This is a genomic window from Synechocystis salina LEGE 00031 (assembly GCF_015207985.1).
Taxonomy (GTDB): domain Bacteria; phylum Cyanobacteriota; class Cyanobacteriia; order Cyanobacteriales; family Microcystaceae; genus Synechocystis; species Synechocystis salina.
The window spans coordinates 1-23465 of sequence record NZ_JADEVV010000005.1; the positions used below are offsets into that span (position 1 = coordinate 1).

19 protein-coding genes and 1 pseudogene are annotated in these 23465 nt (G+C 48.7%); 9 read left to right on the forward strand and 11 right to left on the reverse strand.

Going from position 1 to position 23465, the window contains the following annotated elements; genetic code table 11:
* The 3 genes and pseudogenes from IQ217_RS02415 to IQ217_RS02425 form a co-directional block, all read left to right on the forward strand.
* Nucleotides 1–266 (forward strand): annotated as a pseudogene (locus IQ217_RS02415) (Ycf66 family protein); the annotation flags it as partial.
* 66 nt (nucleotides 267–332) lie between these two features.
* Nucleotides 333–848, forward strand: a complete 516-nt coding sequence (locus IQ217_RS02420) for a TolB family protein (protein WP_228024200.1) — start codon at nucleotides 333–335, stop codon at nucleotides 846–848.
* A 121-nt stretch (nucleotides 849–969) separates the two neighbouring features.
* Entirely contained in the window at nucleotides 970–1938 is a 969-nt protein-coding gene (locus IQ217_RS02425; RefSeq protein WP_194018791.1) for a protochlorophyllide reductase, read from the forward strand.
* Between the two features lie 55 nt (nucleotides 1939–1993).
* Here the strand turns inward: IQ217_RS02425 and IQ217_RS02430 are convergent, their stop codons facing one another.
* The 3 genes from IQ217_RS02430 to IQ217_RS02440 form a co-directional block, all read right to left on the reverse strand.
* Nucleotides 1994–3151: a lipase family protein gene (locus tag IQ217_RS02430; RefSeq protein WP_194018792.1), complete on the reverse strand. Its 1158-nt coding sequence runs from the start codon at nucleotides 3149–3151 to the stop codon at nucleotides 1994–1996.
* 52 nt (nucleotides 3152–3203) lie between these two features.
* The gene (locus tag IQ217_RS02435) at nucleotides 3204–3623 is read right to left on the reverse strand and encodes a hypothetical protein (protein WP_194018793.1); all 420 of its coding nucleotides are present in this window, start codon (nucleotides 3621–3623) and stop codon (nucleotides 3204–3206) included.
* Between the two features lie 69 nt (nucleotides 3624–3692).
* Nucleotides 3693–4931 carry an LL-diaminopimelate aminotransferase gene (locus IQ217_RS02440; protein WP_194018794.1) on the reverse strand — a complete coding sequence of 413 codons (1239 nt, stop codon included), beginning with the start codon at nucleotides 4929–4931 and terminating at the stop codon, nucleotides 3693–3695.
* Between the two features lie 185 nt (nucleotides 4932–5116).
* Here IQ217_RS02440 and IQ217_RS02445 point away from each other — a divergent pair, with 185 nt between their 5' ends.
* The 3 genes from IQ217_RS02445 to pruA all read left to right on the forward strand — a co-directional run bounded on the left by IQ217_RS02445 (nucleotide 5117) and on the right by pruA (nucleotide 10658).
* Nucleotides 5117–5734, forward strand: coding sequence for a DedA family protein (locus tag IQ217_RS02445; protein WP_194018795.1), 618 nt, complete (start codon nucleotides 5117–5119; stop codon nucleotides 5732–5734).
* Nucleotides 5735–5861: 127 nt separating this feature from the next.
* Nucleotides 5862–7370, forward strand: coding sequence for a mechanosensitive ion channel domain-containing protein (locus IQ217_RS02450; RefSeq protein WP_194018796.1), 1509 nt, complete (start codon nucleotides 5862–5864; stop codon nucleotides 7368–7370).
* Between the two features lie 315 nt (nucleotides 7371–7685).
* Nucleotides 7686–10658, forward strand: coding sequence for an L-glutamate gamma-semialdehyde dehydrogenase (gene pruA / locus IQ217_RS02455; RefSeq protein ID WP_194018797.1), 2973 nt, complete (start codon nucleotides 7686–7688; stop codon nucleotides 10656–10658).
* A gap of 286 nt (nucleotides 10659–10944) precedes the next feature.
* On the opposite strand, the gene IQ217_RS02460 is transcribed toward pruA, so the two are convergent.
* The 8 genes from IQ217_RS02460 to IQ217_RS02495 form a co-directional block, all read right to left on the reverse strand.
* Entirely contained in the window at nucleotides 10945–11097 is a 153-nt protein-coding gene (locus tag IQ217_RS02460; protein WP_190597770.1) for a hypothetical protein, read from the reverse strand.
* Between the two features lie 94 nt (nucleotides 11098–11191).
* Nucleotides 11192–11680: a pentapeptide repeat-containing protein gene (locus tag IQ217_RS02465; protein WP_190597942.1), complete on the reverse strand. Its 489-nt coding sequence runs from the start codon at nucleotides 11678–11680 to the stop codon at nucleotides 11192–11194.
* Between the two features lie 424 nt (nucleotides 11681–12104).
* Nucleotides 12105–12551 carry an NUDIX domain-containing protein gene (locus IQ217_RS02470; protein ID WP_194018798.1) on the reverse strand — a complete coding sequence of 149 codons (447 nt, stop codon included), beginning with the start codon at nucleotides 12549–12551 and terminating at the stop codon, nucleotides 12105–12107.
* Nucleotides 12552–12555: 4 nt separating this feature from the next.
* Nucleotides 12556–13941, reverse strand: coding sequence for an argininosuccinate lyase (gene argH / locus IQ217_RS02475; RefSeq protein WP_194018799.1), 1386 nt, complete (start codon nucleotides 13939–13941; stop codon nucleotides 12556–12558).
* Between the two features lie 72 nt (nucleotides 13942–14013).
* A complete protein-coding gene (locus tag IQ217_RS02480) occupies nucleotides 14014–14268 on the reverse strand; it encodes a hypothetical protein (RefSeq protein ID WP_228024199.1) in 255 nt (84 codons plus the stop codon).
* A gap of 26 nt (nucleotides 14269–14294) precedes the next feature.
* Nucleotides 14295–15731 (reverse strand): PP2C family protein-serine/threonine phosphatase, encoded by a 1437-nt coding sequence (locus tag IQ217_RS02485; protein ID WP_228024198.1) that lies wholly within the window; start codon nucleotides 15729–15731, stop codon nucleotides 14295–14297.
* A gap of 277 nt (nucleotides 15732–16008) precedes the next feature.
* Nucleotides 16009–17364: a TIGR03279 family radical SAM protein gene (locus IQ217_RS02490; RefSeq protein WP_194018800.1), complete on the reverse strand. Its 1356-nt coding sequence runs from the start codon at nucleotides 17362–17364 to the stop codon at nucleotides 16009–16011.
* Nucleotides 17361–17567, reverse strand: a complete 207-nt coding sequence (locus tag IQ217_RS02495) for a hypothetical protein (protein ID WP_194018801.1) — start codon at nucleotides 17565–17567, stop codon at nucleotides 17361–17363. The genes IQ217_RS02490 and IQ217_RS02495 overlap by 4 nt, the downstream gene beginning before the upstream one ends.
* Nucleotides 17568–17595: 28 nt before the next feature.
* On the opposite strand from IQ217_RS02495, the gene IQ217_RS02500 reads away from it, so the two are divergent.
* The 3 genes from IQ217_RS02500 to IQ217_RS02510 all read left to right on the forward strand — a co-directional run bounded on the left by IQ217_RS02500 (nucleotide 17596) and on the right by IQ217_RS02510 (nucleotide 23302).
* The gene (locus IQ217_RS02500) at nucleotides 17596–20025 is read left to right on the forward strand and encodes a sucrose synthase (protein ID WP_194018802.1); all 2430 of its coding nucleotides are present in this window, start codon (nucleotides 17596–17598) and stop codon (nucleotides 20023–20025) included.
* 416 nt (nucleotides 20026–20441) lie between these two features.
* Entirely contained in the window at nucleotides 20442–22787 is a 2346-nt protein-coding gene (locus tag IQ217_RS02505; RefSeq protein WP_194018803.1) for a ribonuclease R family protein, read from the forward strand.
* A 128-nt stretch (nucleotides 22788–22915) separates the two neighbouring features.
* Nucleotides 22916–23302, forward strand: coding sequence for a hypothetical protein (locus IQ217_RS02510; protein WP_190597762.1), 387 nt, complete (start codon nucleotides 22916–22918; stop codon nucleotides 23300–23302).
* The last annotated feature ends 163 nt before the right edge of the window (nucleotides 23303–23465 follow it).

The following is a 23465-nucleotide window of genomic DNA, read 5'->3' on the forward strand; positions in this document are numbered from 1 at the left end:
ATAATCCTCCTAATGATTCCTTTGGCGATCGCCCAGAGAGGAATGCCCCCCGCAATGCCCGCCCCTACGAAGATGAACCCCCGGCGGCCTATGTGGACTACCAACCCATTGACGAAGCCGATTTAACTCCCCGCCCCACCACTCCAGAGGACCAGGAACAGGCGGCCCGCAGTGGTAACCCCCGCAGTCAACGTCCCAGTCGTCCCCCAGTCGATGCGGAAGAGCCCCCCATCGGAGCTGATGACCAAGAACGGTTTGATTATTAATTTTTCTCAGTGAACAGGGCGAAAATTCGGAGTAGTTTAGGGCAAACTCCATCGTTATGGTTGGCAATGGTACTGGTTACCCTAGTGCTTGGTGGTTGTAATAACGTTAGGCGATCGCCATTGGACCAGAGCCTAAATAGCCGCTTCAATGACGAACAGCCCAGCCTGAGCGGTGATGGCCGTTGGTTAGCCCTAGTTTCTAACCGCAACGGCACCAGGGAAATTTTGGTCTATGACCTGCGCAATAACCAGTTGGTCAACCTACCGGGATTGAACCAAGCCAACACCATTGCCGAAAGCCCCAGCCTGAGTCGCACCGGACGTTACCTAGTCTATTTGTCCAGCATCCAAGGGCGGCCCGACATTGCCCTTTATGATCGCCTTACCAAAAAAACTGACCTGTTAACCCTCAACTATCGCCAATGGGTCAGAAATCCAAAGATTAGTCCTGACGGCCGCTACATCGTTTTTGAAACCGCCAAACGGGGACAATGGGACATCGAAATTCTTGACCGGGGCCCCCAAATTGAACTGGACATTGCCGAGGGTACCCCCGTGGAAAATCCCCCCACTCCCCCATGATTAACCATGGGCAAAACTGAATTTTGCTTAAAGCTCCTTCACAAAAGGGGATTCAACATTATGCGATTCTAAAGAGTGGCGAAATTTAACCACTAACAATTAATTAAAAATTTATAAATCCATGGAACAGCCGATGAAACCAACGGTGATCATCACCGGAGCCTCCTCCGGGGTGGGTCTATATGGCGCTAAAGCGTTAATTGATCGGGGCTGGCACGTAATCATGGCCTGCCGCAATTTAGACAAAACTCAGAAAGTTGCCGACGAGTTGGGTTTTCCTAAAGATTCTTACACCATTATTAAACTAGATTTGGGCTATTTAGACAGTGTGCGGCGATTTGTGAGCCAGTTTCGAGAATTGGGGCGTCCTCTCAAAGCTTTAGTTTGTAATGCGGCAGTTTACTTCCCTTTATTAGATGATCCCCTCTGGTCAGCGGATGACTATGAATTATCCGTCGCCACCAATCACCTGGGACATTTCTTGCTTTGCAATCTCTTGCTCGAAGACCTGAAAGCTTGTTCCGACGAAGATAAACGCCTAATTATCTTGGGTACCGTCACCGCCAACAGCAAAGAGCTTGGGGGCAAAATTCCCATCCCCGCTCCACCGGATCTGGGCAACTTTGAAGGGTTTGAAGCGGGCTTTAAAAAACCCATTACCATGATTAATAACAAAAAATTCAAGTCGGGCAAGGCATATAAGGACAGTAAGCTCTGCAATATGCTCACCACCAGGGAATTACACCGTCGCTTCCACCAAGCAACGGGCATTGTTTTTAATTCCCTTTACCCTGGTTGTGTGGCCGATACTCCCCTGTTCCGCAATCACTATTCTCTTTTCCGGACTATTTTCCCCTGGTTCCAAAAAAATGTCACCAAAGGCTATGTCAGCCAAGAATTGGCAGGGGAACGGGTAGCCATGGTGGTGGCAGATGACAAATTTAAAGAGTCCGGGGTGCATTGGAGTTGGGGCAACCGTCAGCAAGCGGGGCGGGAAGCTTTTGTGCAGGAACTTTCTGAACAGGGGAGTGATGCCCAAAAGGCCCAGCGCATGTGGGATTTAAGCGAAAAGTTAGTGGGTCTGGTTTAGTTCACCTGTAAATTCCCCCCAGCATTGGGGGGTCAGGGGGACAAGTCAAAAATGATCAGACGGCGGCAATGGGATAGTCCCTGGACTGATCCGTTTCCACTTCCCTATCTACTGCTCCTTGGTAGGTGTCCACCACATGGTTGGGTAAAATGTCTTGCCCTTGGTTGAGGAAACTCCAACTCTGGCCCACATGGACATAGGTGCCTAGTCCCGTTGTGGGGGGCAGGAGAGGAATCACGTCGGCGAGGTTAACAATGCGGTAACTGTTGGGTACTTGGCGGGAATGGAATTGGGCAAAGGTTATATCCCCAACCCTAGGGCAGGCGTAGCTATAAAGTTGGATCTGGGGCTGTAAATTAGGTAGATTAACCGCTAAATCCAGGGCTGCCAACACTGCCAGGGAAGCCCCCAAACTATGGCCAGTGATGTAACAGGGCACAGCCGGGTCTAATTTTCGGGCAATTTCCCTCGGAATGGGACTGACGATGCGGAGATAGTTTTCGATAAAGCCTTGGTGAATTTTGCCGAAATGTTGCCCCGATTGGCGATCGGTGAAGGGAATTTGCTGGGCCCGGAGATTGTTGACCCATTCCATGGTGGTTTGGGTACCCCGGAACACAATTAAATTGTGCTGGGGAGAACTGAGGACAAAACCGAGGTAAACGGGGATTTGTTGGGTTACTTTCACCACTTGGCGAATGGTTTCCCCCAGGGAATCTTCCGCTTGGTCCCAGGTTTGATCCAGGGGATCGCCCGTGTTATCTAAGGGAATTTGCACCGCAACGGATTCGGAAATCTTGGCTTCCTTACCCCGAAAAGAAGCAATTTGTTGGTATTTGTCCAGGTCAGAGCTATAGGCTGGCAATTGTCGGATATTGCCGTCGTAGCTAGGGATGGTTTTCCCCGTTAGGTATTGTTGGGTGGCGATTTTACTGCAACGGATCAGTAGTCGGGAAATTTGGCGATCGTAGGGCAGAATGGGAGGAGTGAGCCTAACACTGTTGATAATCTCCTCGCCCCGGTAAATTTTTTCCGCATCAGCTTCAAAGGCGGCACTTAACATACTGGTGCGGTCGGTATTAGCGGCCTGGGCCCGAGCCAGTTCCTCCAACTCTTGCTGTTTTTGTCGATGGCGCTCCTCCTGGCCTATGGTGAATGCTCCCCCCAGGGCGGCTCCCCCTAGCAATAGTCTTCGGCGGTTAAAGATGCCCATGGTTTACGCTTCCCTGAGTCAGTCAGGCTGGATTGGTCCAAGATTTAACAAATCAGCGGGATGGGGACTTGGCCGCACCATTGGCATAATACTGGTTGGTGCTTTGCCCTAGCATCCAAGTGAGGGTAAACAGTCCAGCAAAGCCTTTAAAACTGTCGAAATAGGGCACCCAGATCCCGATCGCCAGTAGGGTGACCCAGACTACAGAGGCGGTGATCACTGCGCCCATGGCCCCAAAAATATTACCGGCGATCGCCAATAGGTCTTGCCCCCGGGGAAATTGCCAGACTTTACCAATGTCTCGGCACATCTTGGCCAGAAGAAATAACACCAGCAACAGCCGCAGGGAATAGTAACCGGCGATCGGCAATAGGGCCACTAGACTAGTGCCCAAAGCGTAGTCGAAAACTAAATCCCTGGCCTGCCTGGCCCGGTGCAGATTTTTTTGCCAAAGTTCGACGGATGACTGCACTGTATTCTCAGACCGGTAATGCCGACAAAGGCCCAGAGCTACCCGTTGTTGGGCAACCCCAGGGGGATTTTAACCCAATTTGAGGGTAGAGGTGATGCGCTCCATGGCTTCTTCCACGTTTTCCCGACTGTTAAAAGCGGAAATACGGAAATAGCCTTCTCCTGCCGCCCCAAAGCCAGAGCCGGGGGTACCTACCACATTCACCGTATGTAATAACTTGTCGAAAAAGTCCCAACTGCTCAGGCCATCGGGGGTTTTGACCCACACATAGGGCGCATTGACCCCACCATAGACCATTAAACCGGCGGCGGCTAACTTCTCCCGAATAATGCGGGCATTTTCCAAGTAAAAGGCAATCAGTTCCTGCACCTGGGCTTGGCCTTTCGGGGAATACACAGCTTCTGCCCCCCGTTGGATAATGTAGGAAACCCCATTAAATTTGGTAGATTGGCGGCGGTTCCAGAGTTTCCATAATTCCACGTCACTGCCATCGGCGGCTTTGGCGGTTAAAGTTTTTGGCACCACAGTGAAGGCGCAACGGGTGCCGGTGAAACCAGCATTCTTGGAAAAGGAGCGAAACTCAATGGCACAGTTCCTGGCCCCTTCAATTTCATAGATGGAATGGGGCAAGGTGGGATCGGTGATAAATGCTTCGTAGGCCGCATCAAAAAAGATGATCGAACCATGGGCCAGGGCATAATCTACCCACTCCTTTAAATAGGCTTTAGTGGCAGTGGCTCCGGTGGGATTGTTGGGAAAACAAAGGTAAATTAAATCTACTTTTTGGCTCGGAATGGCCGCTGTGAACTCATTCTCCGCCGAAATAGGCAGATAAACCAGGCCGCCGTATTCCCCTTTCTCGTTGGCATCGCCGGTGTGCCCCGCCATCACGTTGGTGTCCACATAGACGGGATAGACAGGATCGGTGACGGCAATGGTGTTATTTTTGCCAAAAATATCGAGAATATTGCCGGTGTCGCATTTGGAACCGTCGGAGATGAAAATTTCTTCGGCACTAACCTCACAGCCCCGGGCTTGGAAATCGTGCTGGGCAATTTTTTCCCGCAACCAAGCGTAACCCTGTTCCGGGCCATAGCCCTTAAAGGTTTGGCGATCGCCCATGTCGTCGATGGCTTTGGCCATGGCCTGGCGACAAGCAAGGGGCAGGGGTTCCGTCACATCCCCAATACCAAGTTTGATCACCTGGGCGTTAGGATTGGCAGAGGTGAAAGCATTTACCCGCCGAGCAATTTCGGGGAACAGGTAACCGGCTTTGAGCTTGAGATAGTTGTCGTTGATACTGGCCATGGCTTGGTGATTAAAGGGCGATCGCCATTATAAAAGGTGAGTTACCCCTCGCCGTAGGGAAGTTGACAATGGGGTTATGCCCGCTCCAACCAACCCTACTCCCCTTGGTTCATTGACGGCGACGGCCGTAGCTACTCCAATTTCCTGCAAAATCTATCCTTACATCACATCTCGATCAAACATTTATGTCCCAGTGGATCACAGAATGGATTCCCCAGGTGATGAATCAGTTAGGCTACGGGGGGATCAGTCTTTTAATGTTTTTAGAAAACCTCTTTCCCCCCATCCCTTCCGAATTGATCATGCCCCTAGCTGGTTTTGCCGTTGCCCAGGGAAAATTGGCATTATTCCCGGCGATTGTGGCAGGCATTGTTGGGACAATTTTGGGAGCTTATCCCTGGTACTACATTGGTAAATTGGTCAGTGAAGAACGGTTAGAACAACTTGCCGACCGTTATGGTAAGTGGATTGGCCTAGATGCCAAGGACATTCACAAAGCTAACGTTTGGTTTGGTCGCTATGGTCATCAATCAGTGTTCTTGGGACGTTTGGTACCTGGCATCCGCACCATGGTCTCTTTGCCTGCAGGCATCAATGCCATGGGTCTTATTTCCTTCACCCTCTATAGCTTGGGAGGCATATCCCTCTGGGTAACCTTTCTCGCCAATGCCGGCTATAAACTGGGTAATAACTATGACTTAGTGGAGCAATACTTGGGGCCGGTGTCAAAAATTGTCCTGGTTAGTGTGGCCGCCATCATAGTGTTGTCAATTGTTCGCAAACAGCTACGTCGGAGGGCTTGATTTTTGGGCTCCCACTCCTGTGTAATCTCGTAAATTTCCTAGTTGATCCTATCCTTGCCCCACGGGCCACTAGGCTAAAATTAGGGCTTGGCTATATTCGATCATCCTGATCCTGGGGAAGCTTACTGTGATTGCACAACTTAATACACAACCACAAGGACCGGGACCCCAGGCGATCGCCAATGTGCTTGAACAAGGGCATTTGCTAAAAAATTGGCTGCTGGAAACATTGAATGCTCCCATCTTTAAGTTGGGAACTGAGAGCATCACTTTGTGGTGGATTGTTCAGGCTTGTTTTCTGCTTTTATTGGTGGGAGTATTTGCCAAGGCCACCAAACAATTTCTCAAAAAAATTCTGCTGCTCAGACTCGGATTTAGTGAAGGCAACCGAGAAGTAATTGGTACATTAACAAGTTTAGGTGTGGCAGTATTAGGCTTTATTATTGTGCTGCAAGGCATGGGCTTGGAACTGGCTAGCTTTGCCGTAATTATGGGGGGACTGGGAATTGGTATTGGTTTTGGCTTGCAGGAATTAACTAGGAATTTAGTCAGTGGTTTAACAATTTTTGGCGAAAATAAACTCAAAGTTGGTGACTTAATTGAATTTAATGACCACATCGGTTACATCAAAGAAATTTCCATTCGCTCTACGATAATCCGCACCTTTAAAGGCAGTGACCTAGTGGTGCCCAACACCGATTTAACCAGCAACCTAGTAATCAACTGGAACTATGAAAATTGTAGCGGTCGCCTGGAAGTGCCAGTCAGTGTGGCCTATGGCAGTGACTTAGTTTTAGTGACGGAAGTGCTATTGGAATCTGCAGCCATGGAAAAAAATATTGTCAGTGAGCCAGCACCAAAAGCAGTTTTTCTTGGGTTTGGCGAAAATTCTCTTAATTTTGAACTCTGGGTTTGGACTGAAAGAATCGACCAAAGATTTCTGATCTTTAGCTCTCTCAATCACATCATTCAATATAATTGTCGTCGCCGGGGAATTAATATGCCCTTCCCCCAAAGGGATCTATGGCTAAGAAATCCAGAAAGCATCTCTCTAGCAGTTAGCAATCAAGAAAATAAGGTTCCAGCCCCTGGAGAAAAATTAGATAATTCTCCCACCCTCACCCAGCTATTGAAGAAAAACTTCTGCTTTCAAAAACTCAATGATCTTGAAATTAGAAATGTGATTGAAATGGGGAAACGATGGCATTTATCGGCGGGAGAAATTTTAGTCAAACAAAATCAGTACCACAGCTATTTTTGTGTCGTGCTCACTGGGGCAATAAATGCCATTTATGAAAATAAAAAAATCAGCAACCGTATATTTACTTTCAGACAAGGGGAATTCTTTGGTGAGTTACCTTTGATGCTGGAAGTCCCCTATCCCACCACCATGATTGCCGCTGAAGAATCCACTCTTTTTTTAATTGGTAAGGACTGTTTTCACCGACTTTTATCTAACCACCCTGAATTATCAGATCGAGTAGCAGAAGAATTAGGCAAACGCCAGGATACCCTCCAAGGGTATGAACAAAAACTGAAAGAAATGGGACTACTGGCTGAAGCAGATTTGAGGAATCCAGTGGATTGGATTAGGCAACGAATCAACAAAATTTTTGACGTGAGTCAAAGGGTCTGATTTCGTCAGCTAAAAGCTTATAGGCGGTATTGCTTTTTCAAAAGTTTTAAGAAGATAAATCTATCCCCGTTGTTATGGCATGCTTTTATTTTATTAATCAATAAATCTGAAGTTTCTACCATAGGAATTAGATTAGTAGAAACGATTAGGTTTCAATTATATCGAAACTATTGAATGGTTAACCGTTTCATCATTAGGTCAGTAGAGTCCGTGCAAAACCTGCAAAGCTTAATGCATCCATTATAGGGACTGGTAACTACGGTAAGATCAGAAGTTGGAAGTACCTCACCCTAACTGATCGTCTAGAGACAAGCCATGGTTGCACAAATCGAGTCACAACAACAGTATGAACAGGCCACCCAGGCGATCGCCAAGGAACTATTAGCCCAGACCCGGGAGAAAAGATCGCTATGGGACAAAATTGGCGATAATCTGCGGCTCGATGACAAATTGCTGGATTGGACCATGGGTCATCCGGGGTTGCGGGTGCAATTGTTCAAATTCATTGACTGTCTACCAGCGTTGCAGAGTAATAGTGAGATTGCCAACCATCTCCAGCAGTATATGAGCGAAGAGGAGGTGGAGTTACCGGAGGCACTGAAAAAACTGTTAAACTTTGCTGATGCCCATTCTACGCCAGCCCAGATTGCAGCGGGAACGGTGAGTAAGGCCACGGAACAGTTGGCATTTAAATACATTGCTGGGGAAACGATCGCCCAGGTGATCAAAACGGTGGAACGACTCCGCAAGGAAAAAATGGGCTTTACCATTGACCTGTTGGGGGAAGCGGTGATAACGGAATCGGAGGCGGCGGAATATTGGCAAAATTATTTAGACCTGATGGCCCAGTTATCCCAGCAGGCAAAATCTTGGTCGAAGGTGCCCCAGATTGATGAGGCGGACGGGGAAATATTGCCCCAGGTGCAGGTATCGGTAAAGTTAACGGCCTTTTATTCCCAATTTGATCCCCTCGACCCTGAGGGCAGTAAAGCGAAAGTCTGTGAACGGATTCGGGCATTGTTGCGACGCGCCCAAGAATTAGGGGTCGCTGTCCACTTCGACATGGAGCAGTACCACTACAAAGACCTGATTTTAAATATTCTCAAGGAATTGTTGGTGGAAGAAGAGTTCCGTTCCCGCACCGATATTGGCATCACCATGCAGGCCTATCTGCGGGATTCAGCGGCGGATCTAGAAGGGTTAATTCCCTGGGCCAAACATCGGGGTTATCCCATCACAGTGCGCCTGGTGAAAGGGGCCTATTGGGATCAGGAAACCATTAAAGCCCAACAAAACCATTGGCAAATTCCCGTTTACGTGGAAAAAGCCCAAACCGATGCCAATTATGAACGCATGACCCGGCTATTACTGGAAAACCACCAATATTTGTATGCCGCCATTGGTAGCCATAATGTCCGTTCCCAAGCCCTGGCCTGTGCGATCGCCGAAGAATTAAATATTCCCAAACGTCGTTATGAAATGCAAATCCTCTATGGCATGGGGGAACCCTTGGCCCGGGCGATCGTGAAACGGGGTCATCGGGTGCGGGTCTATGCGCCCTACGGTAAGCTACTGCCGGGCATGGCCTATTTGATTCGACGGTTGCTGGAAAATACCGCCAATAGTTCTTTTCTACGCCAAAACCTAGAAGAACGGCCCATCGAAGAATTAATTACTCCGCCCCAGGTTAAAGGCATTAATGATTTGCCCACCAAGGGTTATCCCAACGCCCCCGACACGGATTATGCCGATGCTGATTTACGCCAAAAAGCCTTTCAAGCCCTAACCCGGGTTAAACAGCAATTGGGCCAAACCTATCTGCCCTACATTAACGGCGAGTACGTCAAAACGGAGACCTATATTGATTCCGTGAATCCCTGTCGTCCGTCCCAGGTGATTGGCAAAGTGGGGTTGATCAGCGTTGACCAGGCGGATCATGCCCTGGAGATGGCTAAGGCGGCCTTCCCTGCTTGGAAGAAAACCCCAGTACGGGAACGGTGCGGCATTCTCCGGAAAGCGGCGGACATTATGGAAGAGCGTCGCCATGAGTTAAACGCTTGGATTTGTTTGGAAGTGGGCAAAATTATTCCCCAAGCTGATGCGGAAGTGTCCGAGGCGATCGATTTTTGTCGCTACTATGCCGATGAAATGGAACGACTGGACCAAGGCGTTAACCTCGATATTCCCGGCGAAACCAATCGTTATTTCTATCAACCTCGCGGTATTGCCCTAGTGATTTCTCCTTGGAATTTCCCCATGGCGATCGCCGTAGGCATGACCGTGGCGGCCTTGGTGACGGGCAATTGTACGTTGTTGAAACCAGCGGAAACTTCCACGGTAATTGCGGCCAAAATTGCGGAAATTCTCATTGAAGCGGGGGTTCCCCCGGGAGTCTTCCAATATGTGCCTGGTAAGGGATCGGTGGTGGGTTCCCACATGGTCAACCATCCCGATGTGCATTTGATTGCCTTCACCGGCTCCAGGGAAGTGGGCTGTCGTATCTATGCCGATGCCGCTTTAGTACAACCGGGGCAAAAACACCTCAAACGGGTAATCGCAGAAATGGGCGGTAAGAATGCCATCATCGTCGATGAAAGTGCAGATCTCGATCAAGCAGTGGCTGGCGCGGTCTATTCAGCCTTTGGTTACACAGGGCAAAAGTGTTCTGCTTGTTCCCGGGTGGTGGTGCTTTCCCCTGTCCATGATGCCTTTGTCGAACGCTTTGTGGAAGCAACCCGTTCCCTCAATGTGGGCTCCACCGATGACCCCAGCGCCCAGGTGGGCCCAGTGATTGATGCCAAAGCCCAAGCCCGTATTCAGGAATATATTGAGCAGGGCAAAGCGGAATGCGAGTTGGCGATCGCCTGTAATGCTCCCAGTGAAGGCTATTTCGTTGGCCCCACGGTGTTTAAAAATGTCGAACGCCATGCCACCATTGCCCAGGAAGAAATTTTTGGCCCGGTGGTAGCCATTATCCGAGCGGCCAATTTTGATGAAGCGTTGGAAATTGCCAATGGCACCGACTACGCTTTAACAGGGGGTCTCTATTCCCGCACTCCTGACCACATCAATCGTGCCGCCGCTGAGTTTGAAGTAGGCAATCTTTACATCAACCGCACTATCACCGGGGCGATCGTTTCCCGCCAACCGTTTGGGGGCTTCAAAATGTCTGGGGTGGGCTCCAAAGCTGGTGGCCCGGATTATTTACTCCAGTTCTTGGAACCCCGCCATGTCACGGAGAATATTCAACGGCAAGGTTTTGCACCCATTGAAGGAGCAGATCAGTAGTAAATTGATAAAACAGAGGAGGTGTTTGTCTCCTCTATTTCATCCAGGCTTAGATTAACAACGTTTTATACGTTTATTTTTATAGAGGATGACGTTAGGACAAATACCGGGAACCAAGCAACAATTGTTTCCCCCTGCAAAAAGCCCTGTAGGTGTTGGTCATGACCTAATGACCCCAAAGGCAAATCTTCTAGGGCATAATTTTAATTCCCTTTTCAATCTATCCTCCGGGGGCAAAGGTCAAACACGACATTGATTTATAGACCTAAATTAGCGGTCTGGTTTCTTAGAAAATTCCTACAAACATTAACAACATAAATGCAACAAAAAATACTAGAGAAAAAGCAGCAAAACCTAGCCAAGGCTCATGATTAACCCGGTCTAGATATTTGTTGACTTTTTCGTCTTTTTCTTCTGGATGCCAAATCATTGGTTTCATAATTTTATCCTCTTAGACAACAAAAAAATTATCCGCTTAAGAATTAAATATTCCCAAGCTTTTTGCCCCTGGCTATCGAGACATGAGTAATTCATTAGGAGAGATTGACAACATTAACCAGTGCGTCATCACTTATGTAAGCTCCCGTTAAGTCCGCCTCGCTAAAATCCGTATCTGTTAAATTAGCTTCGATTAAGTTCACACCACGCAAATCTGCCCCTCGAAGGCTAGCTTCAGATAAATTCGCCTTCCGTAAGTCTGCACCTCCTAGTTTCGCACCGGATAGATCTGCATTAGAAAGATCTGCCCCCATCAAATTTGCACCACTAAGGTCTGCACCACTCAAATCGGCATAAATTAAACAAACCTCGGTCATATCAGCTAAAGCAAGATTTGCTTTTTTTAAAACTGCATTGTTAAGGTGTGCATGCTTCAAATTTGCACCACTAAGGTCTGCAAAAATTAGTTGTGTTCCCATTAAGTTTGCATTCGACAAGCAGACTTTAACCAAGTTTATATGACTAAAATCCCTCTGTCCTTCCGCGTAACACTGAAGAATTTCCTGAGCATCCATAGTTTTTATCCTTTTCTACGTAACAATCTTTTTCTTTTTAACTTATACTGATTTACTTATTTAGTTTGAAGTAATTTCCTTTCTCCATTCTAGCTCAAATCTCATTTATGGCTAGATGTAACTTTACGCCAACTGCTGTTCTGACAAGTGGTGCCAAGCGACACTCAGGTTGGTCGTAACTGTTATGTAGCCCGTCTTTCTAGACACATTCCCTCGACTCCCCCAGGATAGACAAGACAAACTAGATGGAGATCATGCTTGTAGAATTGGCATCGATATTTTTAGAATTTTAGTTAAAAGAGAGCAATATTGGTTGAAGCAGAAGTGTTGAATGAAGTCCCCGACCATTGGACATGGGGAACGTAAATTAAAGACCTCGTCGAAAACCTAGCTGATTTATACTGAATATTTAGCCCTGAAGAAATACTGGTAATCAAGCAATGATTGTTTCCCCCTGCAAATAATCCCGTAGCTGTTGGTCATGGTCGTGGCTTAATGACCCCAAAGGTAAATCTTCCACAGTAAAAGCCTGTACCTGGGATACCTCCTGGCGATCGCCAACGAGCAAATTACCTGCCGCTTGAACCACCAGGGAAATGGTGACCGAGTGCATGCGGGGATCTCGGTCAGGACTGGAATAAACCCCAAGCAGGCGATCAATTTTGATTAACTGTAAACCAGTTTCTTCCCGTAACTCCCGCGCTGCCGTTATTGTCACCGTTTCTCCCCAGTCGATCAGCCCCCCCGGCAAACTCCATTGCCCCGTATCCCGCCGTTTAACTAAGACAATAGAACCACTAGGCAAAACGGGAATTAATGTCACCGCTGACAGGGGACGACGGAGCAGTAATTTGATGAAAACCTGGGCATATCTCCACACCGGTTTAACTTAGGCCCAACTCAGCTTTGGCATTGGCGATCGCCAAATTAACTTGGTCAAAACCCGTGCCGCCGTAACTGTTGCGAGCTGCCACCACCTGTTGGGGGGTAATGGCTTGGTAAATGTCATCTTCAAAAGCCGGATGGAGTGCTTGCCATTCTTCCATAGTTAAATCCTTGAGCAATTTCCCCGCCGCTAAGCTAGTTTTTACTACCTTGCCCACTAGGTTATAAGCCTCCCGGAAGGGGACCCCTTTCGCCGCCAGGTAATCCGCCACATCCGTCGCATTGGAAAAATCTTCTGCCACCGCCTCTGCTAACCGTTCTTGCCGGAAGACAATGCCTTCATCAAGCAAAATAGTCATGGCTTCCAAGCTCACCTGGACCGTTTTGACCGCATCAAATAAAGCTTCCTTATCTTCTTGCAAATCCTTGTTGTAGGCCAAAGGTAAACCCTTCATCAGCACCAGCATGCCCTGGAGATGGCCCATCACCCGCCCTGCTTTGCCTCGGATTAGCTCCGGCACGTCTGGGTTTTTCTTTTGGGGCATAATGCTCGACCCGGTGGCACAACTGTCGGTCAAACTGATGAAGCTAAATTCCTGGGAAGCCCAGAGGATCATTTCCTCACTCAACCGGCTCAGATGCACCATGATCAAGCTGGCGGCATTGAGAAATTCGATGGCAAAATCCCGATCGCTCACCCCGTCTAGGCTGTTGGCATAAATGCCTTCAAAACCCAGCAATTCCGCACTGTAATGGCGATCGATGGGAAAGGTGGTACCCGCTAAGGCCCCGGAGCCCAGGGGAGAAATATTAGTTCTAGCTCGAATCTCCCCTAACCGTTGCCAATCCCGTTGAGCCATCTGGAAATAGGCCAGCAGATGGTGGGCCAAACTCACTGGTTGGGCCCGCTGGAGGTGGGTGTAGCCAGGAATTAGGGTTTCCACATTGGTTTCCGCCAGTTGCAACAACACCGCTTGAAAATCCCTTAACCGTTGGCGGATGTCATCAATCTGGGCCCGCAGGTAAAGACGAACATCGGTGCCTACCTGGTCATTGCGGGAACGGGCGGTGTGGAGTTTTTTGCCCACGTCCCCCACCAATTCCGTTAATCGTCGCTCCACCGCAAAGTGTACGTCTTCCTGGTCTACCCCTGGGTTAAAATTACCGGCTCGGTATTCCTGGCGAATTTGCTCCAAGCCCTGCACCAATTGTTCTGCTTCCCCTGGGCTGATGATGCCCGTTTTGGCCAACATTTTGCCATGGGCGATCGAGCCATTCAGATCATGTTCAATTAACTCAATATCAAAACCAATGCTGGCATTAAAAAGGGTAATGGCAGGATGCAACGTGCCTTCAAAACGATCGCTCCAGGTTTTTTTTGTCATTGGGATGGGGGAATTTCGTGGTGATAATTAGCAGATGGTGGCCCAGCAGTTAGTTGTAGCCGGAGAAAAATATTAACCGCCAGTGAAACTCCGGAAGCCCCAACCAAGCACAAAACCAATAATCAAAGCCCAAATTTGCCCAGACTGGACAAAATTGCTCCAGGCATCCTGAAAATCCCCCAGAATGTCAACATCCCTAACATTTTGAGCAAAAAACAAACCGTGGTCCAGCCAGGAAGAGAAAACGGCGGGGGCAGTGGGGGAAAAATGCTCTATTCCTCCATGGAGAGGGAAAATATTCAAGGCTAAATCTAGGCACTGCCACATAAACGCTGACTCCCAAACAGTAAGACTCACTCCGTCGATTTTACCCGCAGAACGACCAATGTCATATCGTCCCGAGCCGGGATTTTATCGGTTTGATGACTATTGTCTGAGCCCACAAATGCTTCCACCGCAGTGAAAATTTCCGTCAAGATACCCTGGGCCGTTTGGGCGCTTTCACAGGCCCGTTGGAAAGCAATGCGGAGATTTTTGTCGTCGAACCGATCGCCTTTGGCGTTACCGGCATCGGTCAGACCATCGGTGTAGTACAGCACCACGTCCCCGGGAATGAGTTGAATTTGGGCATCCCGGTAATCGGAATCTGACTCCAAACCGATTAAAGCCCCCTCCGTATCCAGGGGAATTAAACATTGGGGAGTGTCACTGCTGGCCCGCCACAACAGGGGGGGGTTATGGGCGGCGTTGCTGTAGGAAAGCACACTCGTTTCCGGGTCGTACTCAGAATAAAACAGGGTGACAAAGCGATGGGAATTTTCCAGGTCGGCATACATGACCCGGTTGAGATGGTTGAGAATCTGGGCCGGACTATGGCGATTTAACACTTCCGCCCGGAGCATGCCCCTGGTCATGGTCATAATTAGTCCCGCTGGCACCCCCTTACCCATGACATCGCCGATGACAATACTCCAAGGCACCCCCAAATGGCTGGTGTTGCGACATAACCAATCCCCCTGGCGCAGTTGGTCATAGTTGGCAGGAATAAAATCGTAGTAGTCTCCCCCCACCCGACTGGCGGTTTTACACTGGGCGGCAATGTCCAAACCATTAATTTGGGGGCAACAACGGGGTAACAATTGATTTTGAATTTCCGAGGCGATTTCCAATTCCCGGTCCTGACTTTCCCTGGACCTGAGTTTTTGGTTCAAGTCACTGTTGGCGATCGCCACAGCGGTTTGGTCAGAAATTAGTTGTAGTAGTTTGCGACGGGTGGGAGTCCAGCTATAGTTACGGTCCTGGCTGAAAATGTACAGACGCCCCACTTCCTCTTGGTGGCTCAAAATGGGGGTGTTATAACAGGCGATCGCCGGTAATTCCTGGCGCAATTTACGGTCAAAATAACTCAGAATAGTGGAGGAATCCGGTGCCGGAGTAATCTGGCGAGCCTTCTGTAAAGCACCTTTAATGGTGCCCTTGAGACCATTTTTGTGGCCATGGATTTGTTCAAAAATCGATATTTCCCCCTCCCGCATCAGCACTAAAACACTGCCATCAGCATCGGTCACCCTGGTGGCCATCAGGGGGGTCAATTCCAGAAATTGATTGAGATTATGTAAACTCCGCAGGGCATAACCCATGGCCCCCAACAAATCCTGCACCTTGTTTTGTTCCCGGTACAACTTAGCCACCAACTCCTTGAGAATAACCACCGGAGAGGTGGGAGGTTCAACAAAGTTACCGGGGGGAATAACGGTATCAGTGGACGGTAAGCTAGGCACGGAGGGCATGGAGGACATCCCAGAAAGGTTAGTTGGAGCGATGCAGGAAAAAGTTTACAGAATCCATAGATGGACAAACCAGTAAATCAGAGATTGGTGCAGAAAGTGCAAAGCCGGGGTCAAAATCGGCTAACTCATCAAGCAGTTTTACCAGTGGTTTGATCAAAGTTATTGTTAGCCCATTATCTAATGGAAAAACTATTGTTCTTAACGAAGGCAAACGACAACAATCTGGCCCATTGAACTGCTCAATTTTCCCCTGGGGAAGAAAAATTAGCGGGGCTTTTTAGCAATGGTGGGGGACAGCCATGGGCTGAACACAATGTTCCAGCAAACCAGCCACATCGGCCACAGGATAGATGGTTGTGGCCAATTTCTGGGCCACGTCGGCCACCCGGAGGTCATCCAAAAAGCAAGTATCATCGTGTTTCAACATCAGAGCAGGCAATAGGATACCATCCCCTAAATCTCTGCCTGTCAATTTAGCGATTAAATCCTGTCCCGTCAATAGTCCCGTTACCGTAATTTCCTGGCCCCAATAATCACTGTTCAAGGGGGCTAAATTAACCGTTAAACCCTCCACCTGATTTAATTGTTCCACCAGGGGCTCAAACGCCTGTTCCACAGCATTGCCCACCACCCAGGTCAACGTCTTGGCTGCGGCGATCGCCGGGGGGAGAAAGTCCTGGGCCTGTTGTTGAAATTCCCTAATAAACTGACGGATCGAACCGACCCCATTGCCAATTTGGGGATAGTCTTCGTAATGGCTTTCCGGCGGCAAAGGTTGACGGGCAATGAGAAACCACTCATCGGCCAACCAAGCAAAGTTACTACCTAGTTGTTGGGCAAATTCCTTTTGTAAAGCTTGCACCTGGGCAATTACCTCCCTGGCTTGAGCTTGACTGACAGGGCTTAACTCATCTTCCTGGGGACGGAAACGGGTCAGGCCCACCGGCACCACGGCCACGGAAATGACCGCTGGGGTTTCCCCCTGGTGAAACTGGGCCAAATCCCTCAAAGTTCGTTCTAAATGGGCCCCATCATTAATACCGGGACACACCACCACCTGGGCGTGGATCTGTAACCTCCTCGCCTGGAACCAAGCTAACTGGTCGAGAATTTGCCCCGCTCGCTGATTTTTTAACAATCTTTCCCGCACCGATGCTTCCGTGGCGTGGATAGAAACGTAGAGGGGAGAAAGCCTTAACTGCTCTATGCGTTGCCATTCCTTAGCACTCAAATTGGTCAGGGTGAGATAACTGCCGTAGAGAAAACTGAGACGATAGTCGTCATCTTTGTAATACAAACTCTCCCGTTTCCCCGGCGGTTGTTGGTCAATAAAGCAAAAGGGGCAACGGTTATTGCACTGGATCAACCCGTCAAATAGGGCCGTTTCAAATCCCAGTCCTAAATCCTGATCAAATTCCTTTTCCACCGCCAGTTCGTGCAGTTCCCCTCGACGATCCAATACGTCCAATTCCAAATAATCGTCGGCGCACAGAAATTGGTAATCAATCAAATCCCTCGGTGCCTGACCGTTAATGCGGACAATGGCATCCCCAGGCTCAAAGCCCATTTCTTCCCCCAGGGATCCCGATAACACGGTACTAATTTTGGCGGGACGTAGGGAAGCTTCACTCATGGCTTGGGGGACAAAGCAGTGGTTTGACTGACAGAATAGTTATTGAAAATTAGCGAAGACCGCATTAATTCAGTGGATGATTTATCCTGACCCATTCTACCTTGGCCCATGGAGCCCATGGTTTTAGCCCCTGTCCGGTTGGGGAAAAGGCGATCGCCAAAGGAGAGCAAATCGGGGGAAGATTGTTGATAGTGTATTATCAATAATGAATACTTCTCACATTAATATTTTATGCACAATCTGATTAAAGCAGTGGTGAATAGCAACGAAAATACCCTGCTGAGGGAATTTCTCCACCAACTGCGGCAACAGAAGCGTACCTATTGGTTAAGAAACGACATCATCGTCTTTTTTGAACAATTTTGTCAGGAACAAAAGCAAGAAGGAAAATTATCCCCGACGGGTCAAAGCACCGTCCAGATTGAAAAAATTCTGCAAGTTATCCAAGAAATTATCCTCGAATCCGAAAGTTATTGCATTGTTATTCGCCCCAAAATTGCCCAGGAAGAATTCTATCGTCTCACTAATGCCCTGGAAGTAGAAGCTATTTCTGTCCAAGAAATTCTCGCTATCCGTGACCGCTATGTCAACCGTCATCATCCAGCGGATGGAAAAATTTTTGAAATTGATTTTCGTCCTTTTTATGACTATTCTCCTCTGATTAGAGACAGTAAAAATATTGGCAACGGAGTACAATATTTAAACCGCTTTTTATCCAGTAAATTATTCCAAGATCCCCAGCAGTGGTTATCGGAGTTGTACAAATTCCTGAGCCTGCATAACTACAATGGCACCCAGTTGCTAATTAATGAAAGAATCCAAAACCAGGCCCAATTATCGAATCAAATTAAAGAGGCGATCGCCTTTGTGGAAAGTAGGCCCGGAACGGAACCCTATCCTGAATTTCGCTTTCCCCTCCAATCCCTTGGTTTTGAGCCTGGTTGGGGCAACACCGCCGCTAGGGTCCAGGAAAGCCTAGAGTTGCTCGATGCCCTGCTGGATTCACCGGATCACCAAATCCTAGAAGCCCTACTGTCCCGCATTCCGATGATTTTTCGTCTAGTGCTGGTGTCCTGCCATGGTTGGTTTGGCCAGGAAGGAGTGTTGGGGCGGCCAGATACCGGCGGCCAAGTGGTTTATGTGCTGGACCAAGCTAAAAGCTTAGAGCAACAATTGCTGGAAGATATCACCTTAGCGGGGCTCGATGTGCTAAAAATTGCCCCCCAAGTAATTATCCTCAGCCGCTTAATTCCCCAGAGTGACGGTACCCGCTGTGACGAACGTTTAGAAAAAGTTTATGGCACAGAAAATGTCTTTATTCTCCGGGTTCCCTTCCGTAGTAATGGCCATTCCACTGATTACTGGATTTCCCGCTTTGAAATTTGGCCCTACCTGGAAACCTTTGCCATTGATGCAGAAAAAGAATTGTGGTCGGTTTTAAACGGTCGTCCTGATTTAATTGTTGGTAATTATACCGACGGTAATTTAATTGCTTTTCTCCTGGCCCGTAAACTGAAGGTAACCCAATGTAATGTGGCCCACGCCCTGGAAAAGTCGAAATATTTATTTAGTAATCTCTATTGGCAAGATTTGGAGAGTCAATATCATTTTTCTCTGCAATTTACTGCCGATTTAATTGCCATGAATGCGGCTAATTTCATTGTCAGTAGCACTTACCAAGAAATCACCGGCATGCCCGATAGTGTGGGGCAGTATGAGTCCTATAAGCATTTTACCATGCCAGATTTGTACCATGTGGTGGATGGCATTGAGCTATTTAGCCCCAAATTTAATGTGGTCCCCCCTGGCGTAAATGAGTCCTATTTTTTCCCCTACAGTAATTACCAAGACCGCACCATGGGCGATCGCCAACGGTTGGAGGAATTGTTGTTTACCCTTGATGATCCGAGTCAGGTCTATGGCAGGTTAGACAATCCAGAAAAACGCCCCCTCTTTTCCATGGCTCGGTTAGACCGAATTAAAAACCTGACCGGATTGGTGGAAATTTTTGCCCAGAGCGATTCATTACAAGCACAATGCAACCTAATTTTAGTGGCGGGGAAATTACGCCTGGAGGAATCGGAAGACCCCGAGGAACGCAGTGAAATTGAAAAAATGTATGCACTAATTGACCAGTATCAACTCCAGGGCAAAATTCGTTGGTTGGGGGTGCGGCTCTCCAAAGGGGATACGGGGGAAGTGTATCGGGTCATTGGCGATCGCCGGGGCATTTTTGTCCAGCCAGCTTTATTTGAAGCCTTTGGTTTGACCATCCTGGAAGCGATGATTTCTGGCCTGCCCACCTTTGCCACCCGCTTTGGCGGCCCCCTGGAAATTATCCAAGACGGAGAAAATGGTTTTCTGATTAACCCCACCCAAACTAAGGAAACGGGCGATCGCCTGGCAAAATTTGTCCAGCAATGTGACCAAGACCCCGATCTTTGGTCGAAGCTTTCCCAGGCGGCCATGGCCAGGGTTTACAGTACCTACACCTGGAAAATTCACACCACTAAACTCCTTTCCCTTTCCCGGATTTATGGCTTTTGGAATTTTGTCTCCCAGGAAGAGCGGGAAGATATGCTCCGTTACATTGAGGCCTTGTTCTATTTGCTCTACAAACCCAGGGCTAATCAACTTCTAGCGGCCCAGCACAGCCTTTAACCATCCCGTACTAAGAGGAGATTTTAAACTTTTCCCTGCCCTCTTCAACCTCAGAGGGAAAGGGGATCAAAACCCCCATTTAGGGCGTCAACCTAAACTTTACCAACAGGCCCCATCCACAAAGTTGACGTCCTCTTTGATACAATTGAGGGTTGTTATGGATTGTCATCGTCGGATTTGCTTCCATCGGTGCATTGCCCTTAATACTGGTTTACTTGCCCTCCGCCATGGCTCACCCACCTTCCAGGGATTGGGGGAGGGGGAAACACCGTTCCAAACATCTGTACATCTGCAGTTGACATAGTTCAGTAATTTACTGAGGACGGCTTTCCAATACAAACTTTATGGGCAATGGCAAACCGCGGCAATCCTAACGCTTCCCTTCACCCCGTAAGCCCACCTCAGGATTCAGTTTCATGGATTATTCGATCGCCACACTTTTGTCCTATTTTGTTGATGACAAATTAGTAGCGGGTAAATTTCTCGAAAAAAAATTAGGTTGTGAAAGTCCTGAGGCCATAGAAGCCCTGCAGATTGTCCTCGATGCCCTGGAAAAAATGGGCGTACTAGTGAAGGAACGGGGCAAATACAAACGGGTATCCCGGGAAGATGTGGTGGAGGCACGGCTACGTTGCTCCAGTAAGGGTTTTTGTTTTGCCATCCAGGACGATGAAGATGCCACCGATATTTACGTCCGGGAAGGCAATCTCAGCAATGCTTGGAACGGCGATCGGGTTTTGGTCAAAGTGATTAAAGACGGTACCCGCCGCAAATCCCCCGAAGGGGCCGTCCATCTCATTCTTGATCGGGCCAATCCCTCTCTGTTAGCCCAGGTGAAAAAAAGCGAAGATAATTACCGCGCAGTGCCCCTGGATGACCGCTTGCTATTTGAGCTAGAACTCAAAGACGAAGAGCAAAACCTCGCAGAGGCAGTGGACCACCTCGTCCATGTTTCCGTTCTCCGTTATCCCATTGCCCAGCACCCGCCCCTAGGGGAAGTTACCAAAGTGTTGGGTAGTGACGCTGAGGCCGCCGCCGATACCGATATCGTCTCCTGTAAGCATGATTTGCCCCTAGGCTGGACTCCCGAAGCCATCGAAGCTCTGCAAAATTTGCCCAAGGTAATTGAACCCGGAGAACTGAAGAAAAGACAGGATTACCGCAAACTCCAGTTAGTTACCTTTGGCGCTCGCCTCCGGGGAGAAACCTTACCCTGGCAAGAAGTGGCCCTGAGTCTAGAAAGCCAGCCAAACCAATGGCAAGTGGGCATTCACATCACCGACATTGCCCACTACATCGCCGAAGATAGTCTGTTGGACCAGTTAGCTCGTAAACGGGGCACCACCGTATACCTAGAAGAACAGGTTTGCCCCCTTTTCCCCGAAGGGTTGACCGGACGCTGTTCCCTCATCCCTGATGAAGATCGTTTGGCCCTATCCTTCTTTCTCACCGTGGATGACCGGGGGGAAGTAACAGGTTTTGAATACCACAGCAGTGTGGTCAAAATTGATCGCCAACTGGACTTCAGCGAAGTGCAGACGGCCCTGGCGGATATTGAATCCGTTAATGACGATTTGAAACCCTACAGCGGTCTGCTCCAGGAACTATTCTTCCAAATTTGCCCCCTGATTAAATCCCAACGCCTGCAACGGGGCAGTTTCAACCTCCAAACAGAAACGGCTTCCCCCCGCCTGGATGAGGGCCGTTTAGGGGTGATCATGACCCAAGAAACCCTGCCCATCCGTAGCTTGTTAGCAGAACTGATGGTAGTGTTGCAACGGGAAGTGGCTCTCCAACTCCAAGCCCTGGGGATACCGGGTCTCTACTGTGGGCAAGTAGCGCCGGAGGCAGAAGATCTGACGGACATTGTTAAATTAGCGGAAAACCTTGATTTAGGCGTAAAAATCGACCTAGAAGGGGACATTATTCCCCAGCATTACCACCACCTCAGCCAAGCATTTGAATCCCTGCCAGCTAAAGCGGTGTTGAACCATTTGCTGGCCAATACCCTCAAACTCGAAAAGTACTTTAGCCACCCCGCTCCCCACTTTGCCCTCGCCTACGACTCCGGTTATACCCACTGTGTTTCTCCGGCCCAACGGTATGGGGACTTGGTGGTGCAACGGTTGCTGAAACTCGTATTGGCGGAGGGGCGCGATCGCCGCACCAAACAAATGAAAACCGGAGTAGATCTCAATGCCCACACCTGCCGCAACCAAATTAGCTGGAATGTGTTGCCGCCCAACCTCCAAGAAACCATTGAAGGGGATTTGCACCAGTTGGTCTTGGGACTCAACGACCGGGAGCAAACCGCCGAAGATGCGGAAAAAGATCTGTTGGGGCTGAAAAAAGCCGAAAAAATGAAAGCTCGCACCGGGGAAATTTTCCGGGGGTTAATCACTGGCGTCCAATCCTACGGCTTCTTTGTGCAAATTTTCGATCTACTAGCTGAAGGCCTCGTCCATGTTAGTTCCCTCAAAGATGATTGGTATGAGTTCCGCAGTCGTCAATGTGCCCTAGTGGGACGCAAAAGTCGTACTTCCTACCGCTTAGGCAACGAGGTGGACGTGCAGGTGCGCAGTGTGGACTATTACCGTCAACAAATTGACCTCGGAGCAGTTAACAATGCCCCCAAAGGTTCTGCCAACATTGATTTGGATGATGATGACGAAGAGGGAGATGACCAAGACCAGGATGAGACCATGGATTGGGATGCCATGGACGATGGCGATGATGACGAAGGGGGGGCGGTAATTTTCTAGCTGTTGTCCAGGGACAAATCCTGCAAACCAAAGCAGACTAGGGCAAAGGCCATTGTCGCCTGGGCAAAAGTTGCTAAAATTTAACAATTCGCAATAAATTTTAACAATTATCCCAGGAGCAACGATCAATGGCCGGATTATTTGGCTTATTTGGTAAAAAAGCACGGTACGTCGAAGATATTGAAGCCAACCCCGGCGCTCAACCAGAAAAAAAAGAGGCATTTTTCCTCGAAACCGACGATGCCAAGAGCTTAGGCAATGCTGAATATATGCGGACTCCAATCAAAATTAAACGGAGTTTTCCTAAAACCCTTAATTCCCAAGGGGGGGAAGTGGTGAAGGAAGTTTCTGCCATGGAAGTGAAAAAAATCCAGGCCAATGGCCAGCCGGCCCCCAGTGCCCAAACAGACTCCGCCCCATCTCCGGCCAACACCACTCCCGCAAACGACGATCGCCGTTCCAGCGACAACAGTTTGGATATGTTCCGCCAGATGGCTAAGGATTTGAAAAAATAAAATGGCAAGGGGCAGCGAAAATTTCTGAGCTTGCACACAGACGATGGTGAGGTGTCTTGACCATTCTCTGATGGCAGAGGAGTTAGGGCACTCGGCCAACACTAATTAAAGAGCACTGTAGTTCCGGCAGGGCAAGCATTAAATTCTTGCCTGGGCTGGGTAA

Bases quoted from the DNA above. Each gene is read 5' to 3' on its own strand.
- IQ217_RS02480 (WP_228024199.1), bottom strand. From the start codon at position 14,268: ATGTGGCAGTGCCTAGATTTAGCCTTGAATATTTTCCCTCTCCATGGA.
- IQ217_RS02425 (WP_194018791.1), top strand. From the start codon at position 970: ATGGAACAGCCGATGAAACCAACGGTGATCATCACCGGAGCCTCCTCC.
- IQ217_RS02420 (WP_228024200.1), top strand. From the start codon at position 333: ATGGTACTGGTTACCCTAGTGCTTGGTGGTTGTAATAACGTTAGGCGA.
- IQ217_RS02500 (WP_194018802.1), top strand. From the start codon at position 17,596: ATGCACAATCTGATTAAAGCAGTGGTGAATAGCAACGAAAATACCCTG.
- IQ217_RS02505 (WP_194018803.1), top strand. From the start codon at position 20,442: ATGGATTATTCGATCGCCACACTTTTGTCCTATTTTGTTGATGACAAA.
- argH (WP_194018799.1), bottom strand. From the start codon at position 13,941: ATGACAAAAAAAACCTGGAGCGATCGTTTTGAAGGCACGTTGCATCCT.
- IQ217_RS02460 (WP_190597770.1), bottom strand. From the start codon at position 11,097: ATGAAACCAATGATTTGGCATCCAGAAGAAAAAGACGAAAAAGTCAAC.
- pruA (WP_194018797.1), top strand. From the start codon at position 7,686: ATGGTTGCACAAATCGAGTCACAACAACAGTATGAACAGGCCACCCAG.
- IQ217_RS02510 (WP_190597762.1), top strand. From the start codon at position 22,916: ATGGCCGGATTATTTGGCTTATTTGGTAAAAAAGCACGGTACGTCGAA.
- IQ217_RS02485 (WP_228024198.1), bottom strand. From the start codon at position 15,731: ATGCCCTCCGTGCCTAGCTTACCGTCCACTGATACCGTTATTCCCCCC.
- IQ217_RS02490 (WP_194018800.1), bottom strand. From the start codon at position 17,364: ATGAGTGAAGCTTCCCTACGTCCCGCCAAAATTAGTACCGTGTTATCG.
- IQ217_RS02430 (WP_194018792.1), bottom strand. From the start codon at position 3,151: ATGGGCATCTTTAACCGCCGAAGACTATTGCTAGGGGGAGCCGCCCTG.
- IQ217_RS02445 (WP_194018795.1), top strand. From the start codon at position 5,117: ATGTCCCAGTGGATCACAGAATGGATTCCCCAGGTGATGAATCAGTTA.
- IQ217_RS02440 (WP_194018794.1), bottom strand. From the start codon at position 4,931: ATGGCCAGTATCAACGACAACTATCTCAAGCTCAAAGCCGGTTACCTG.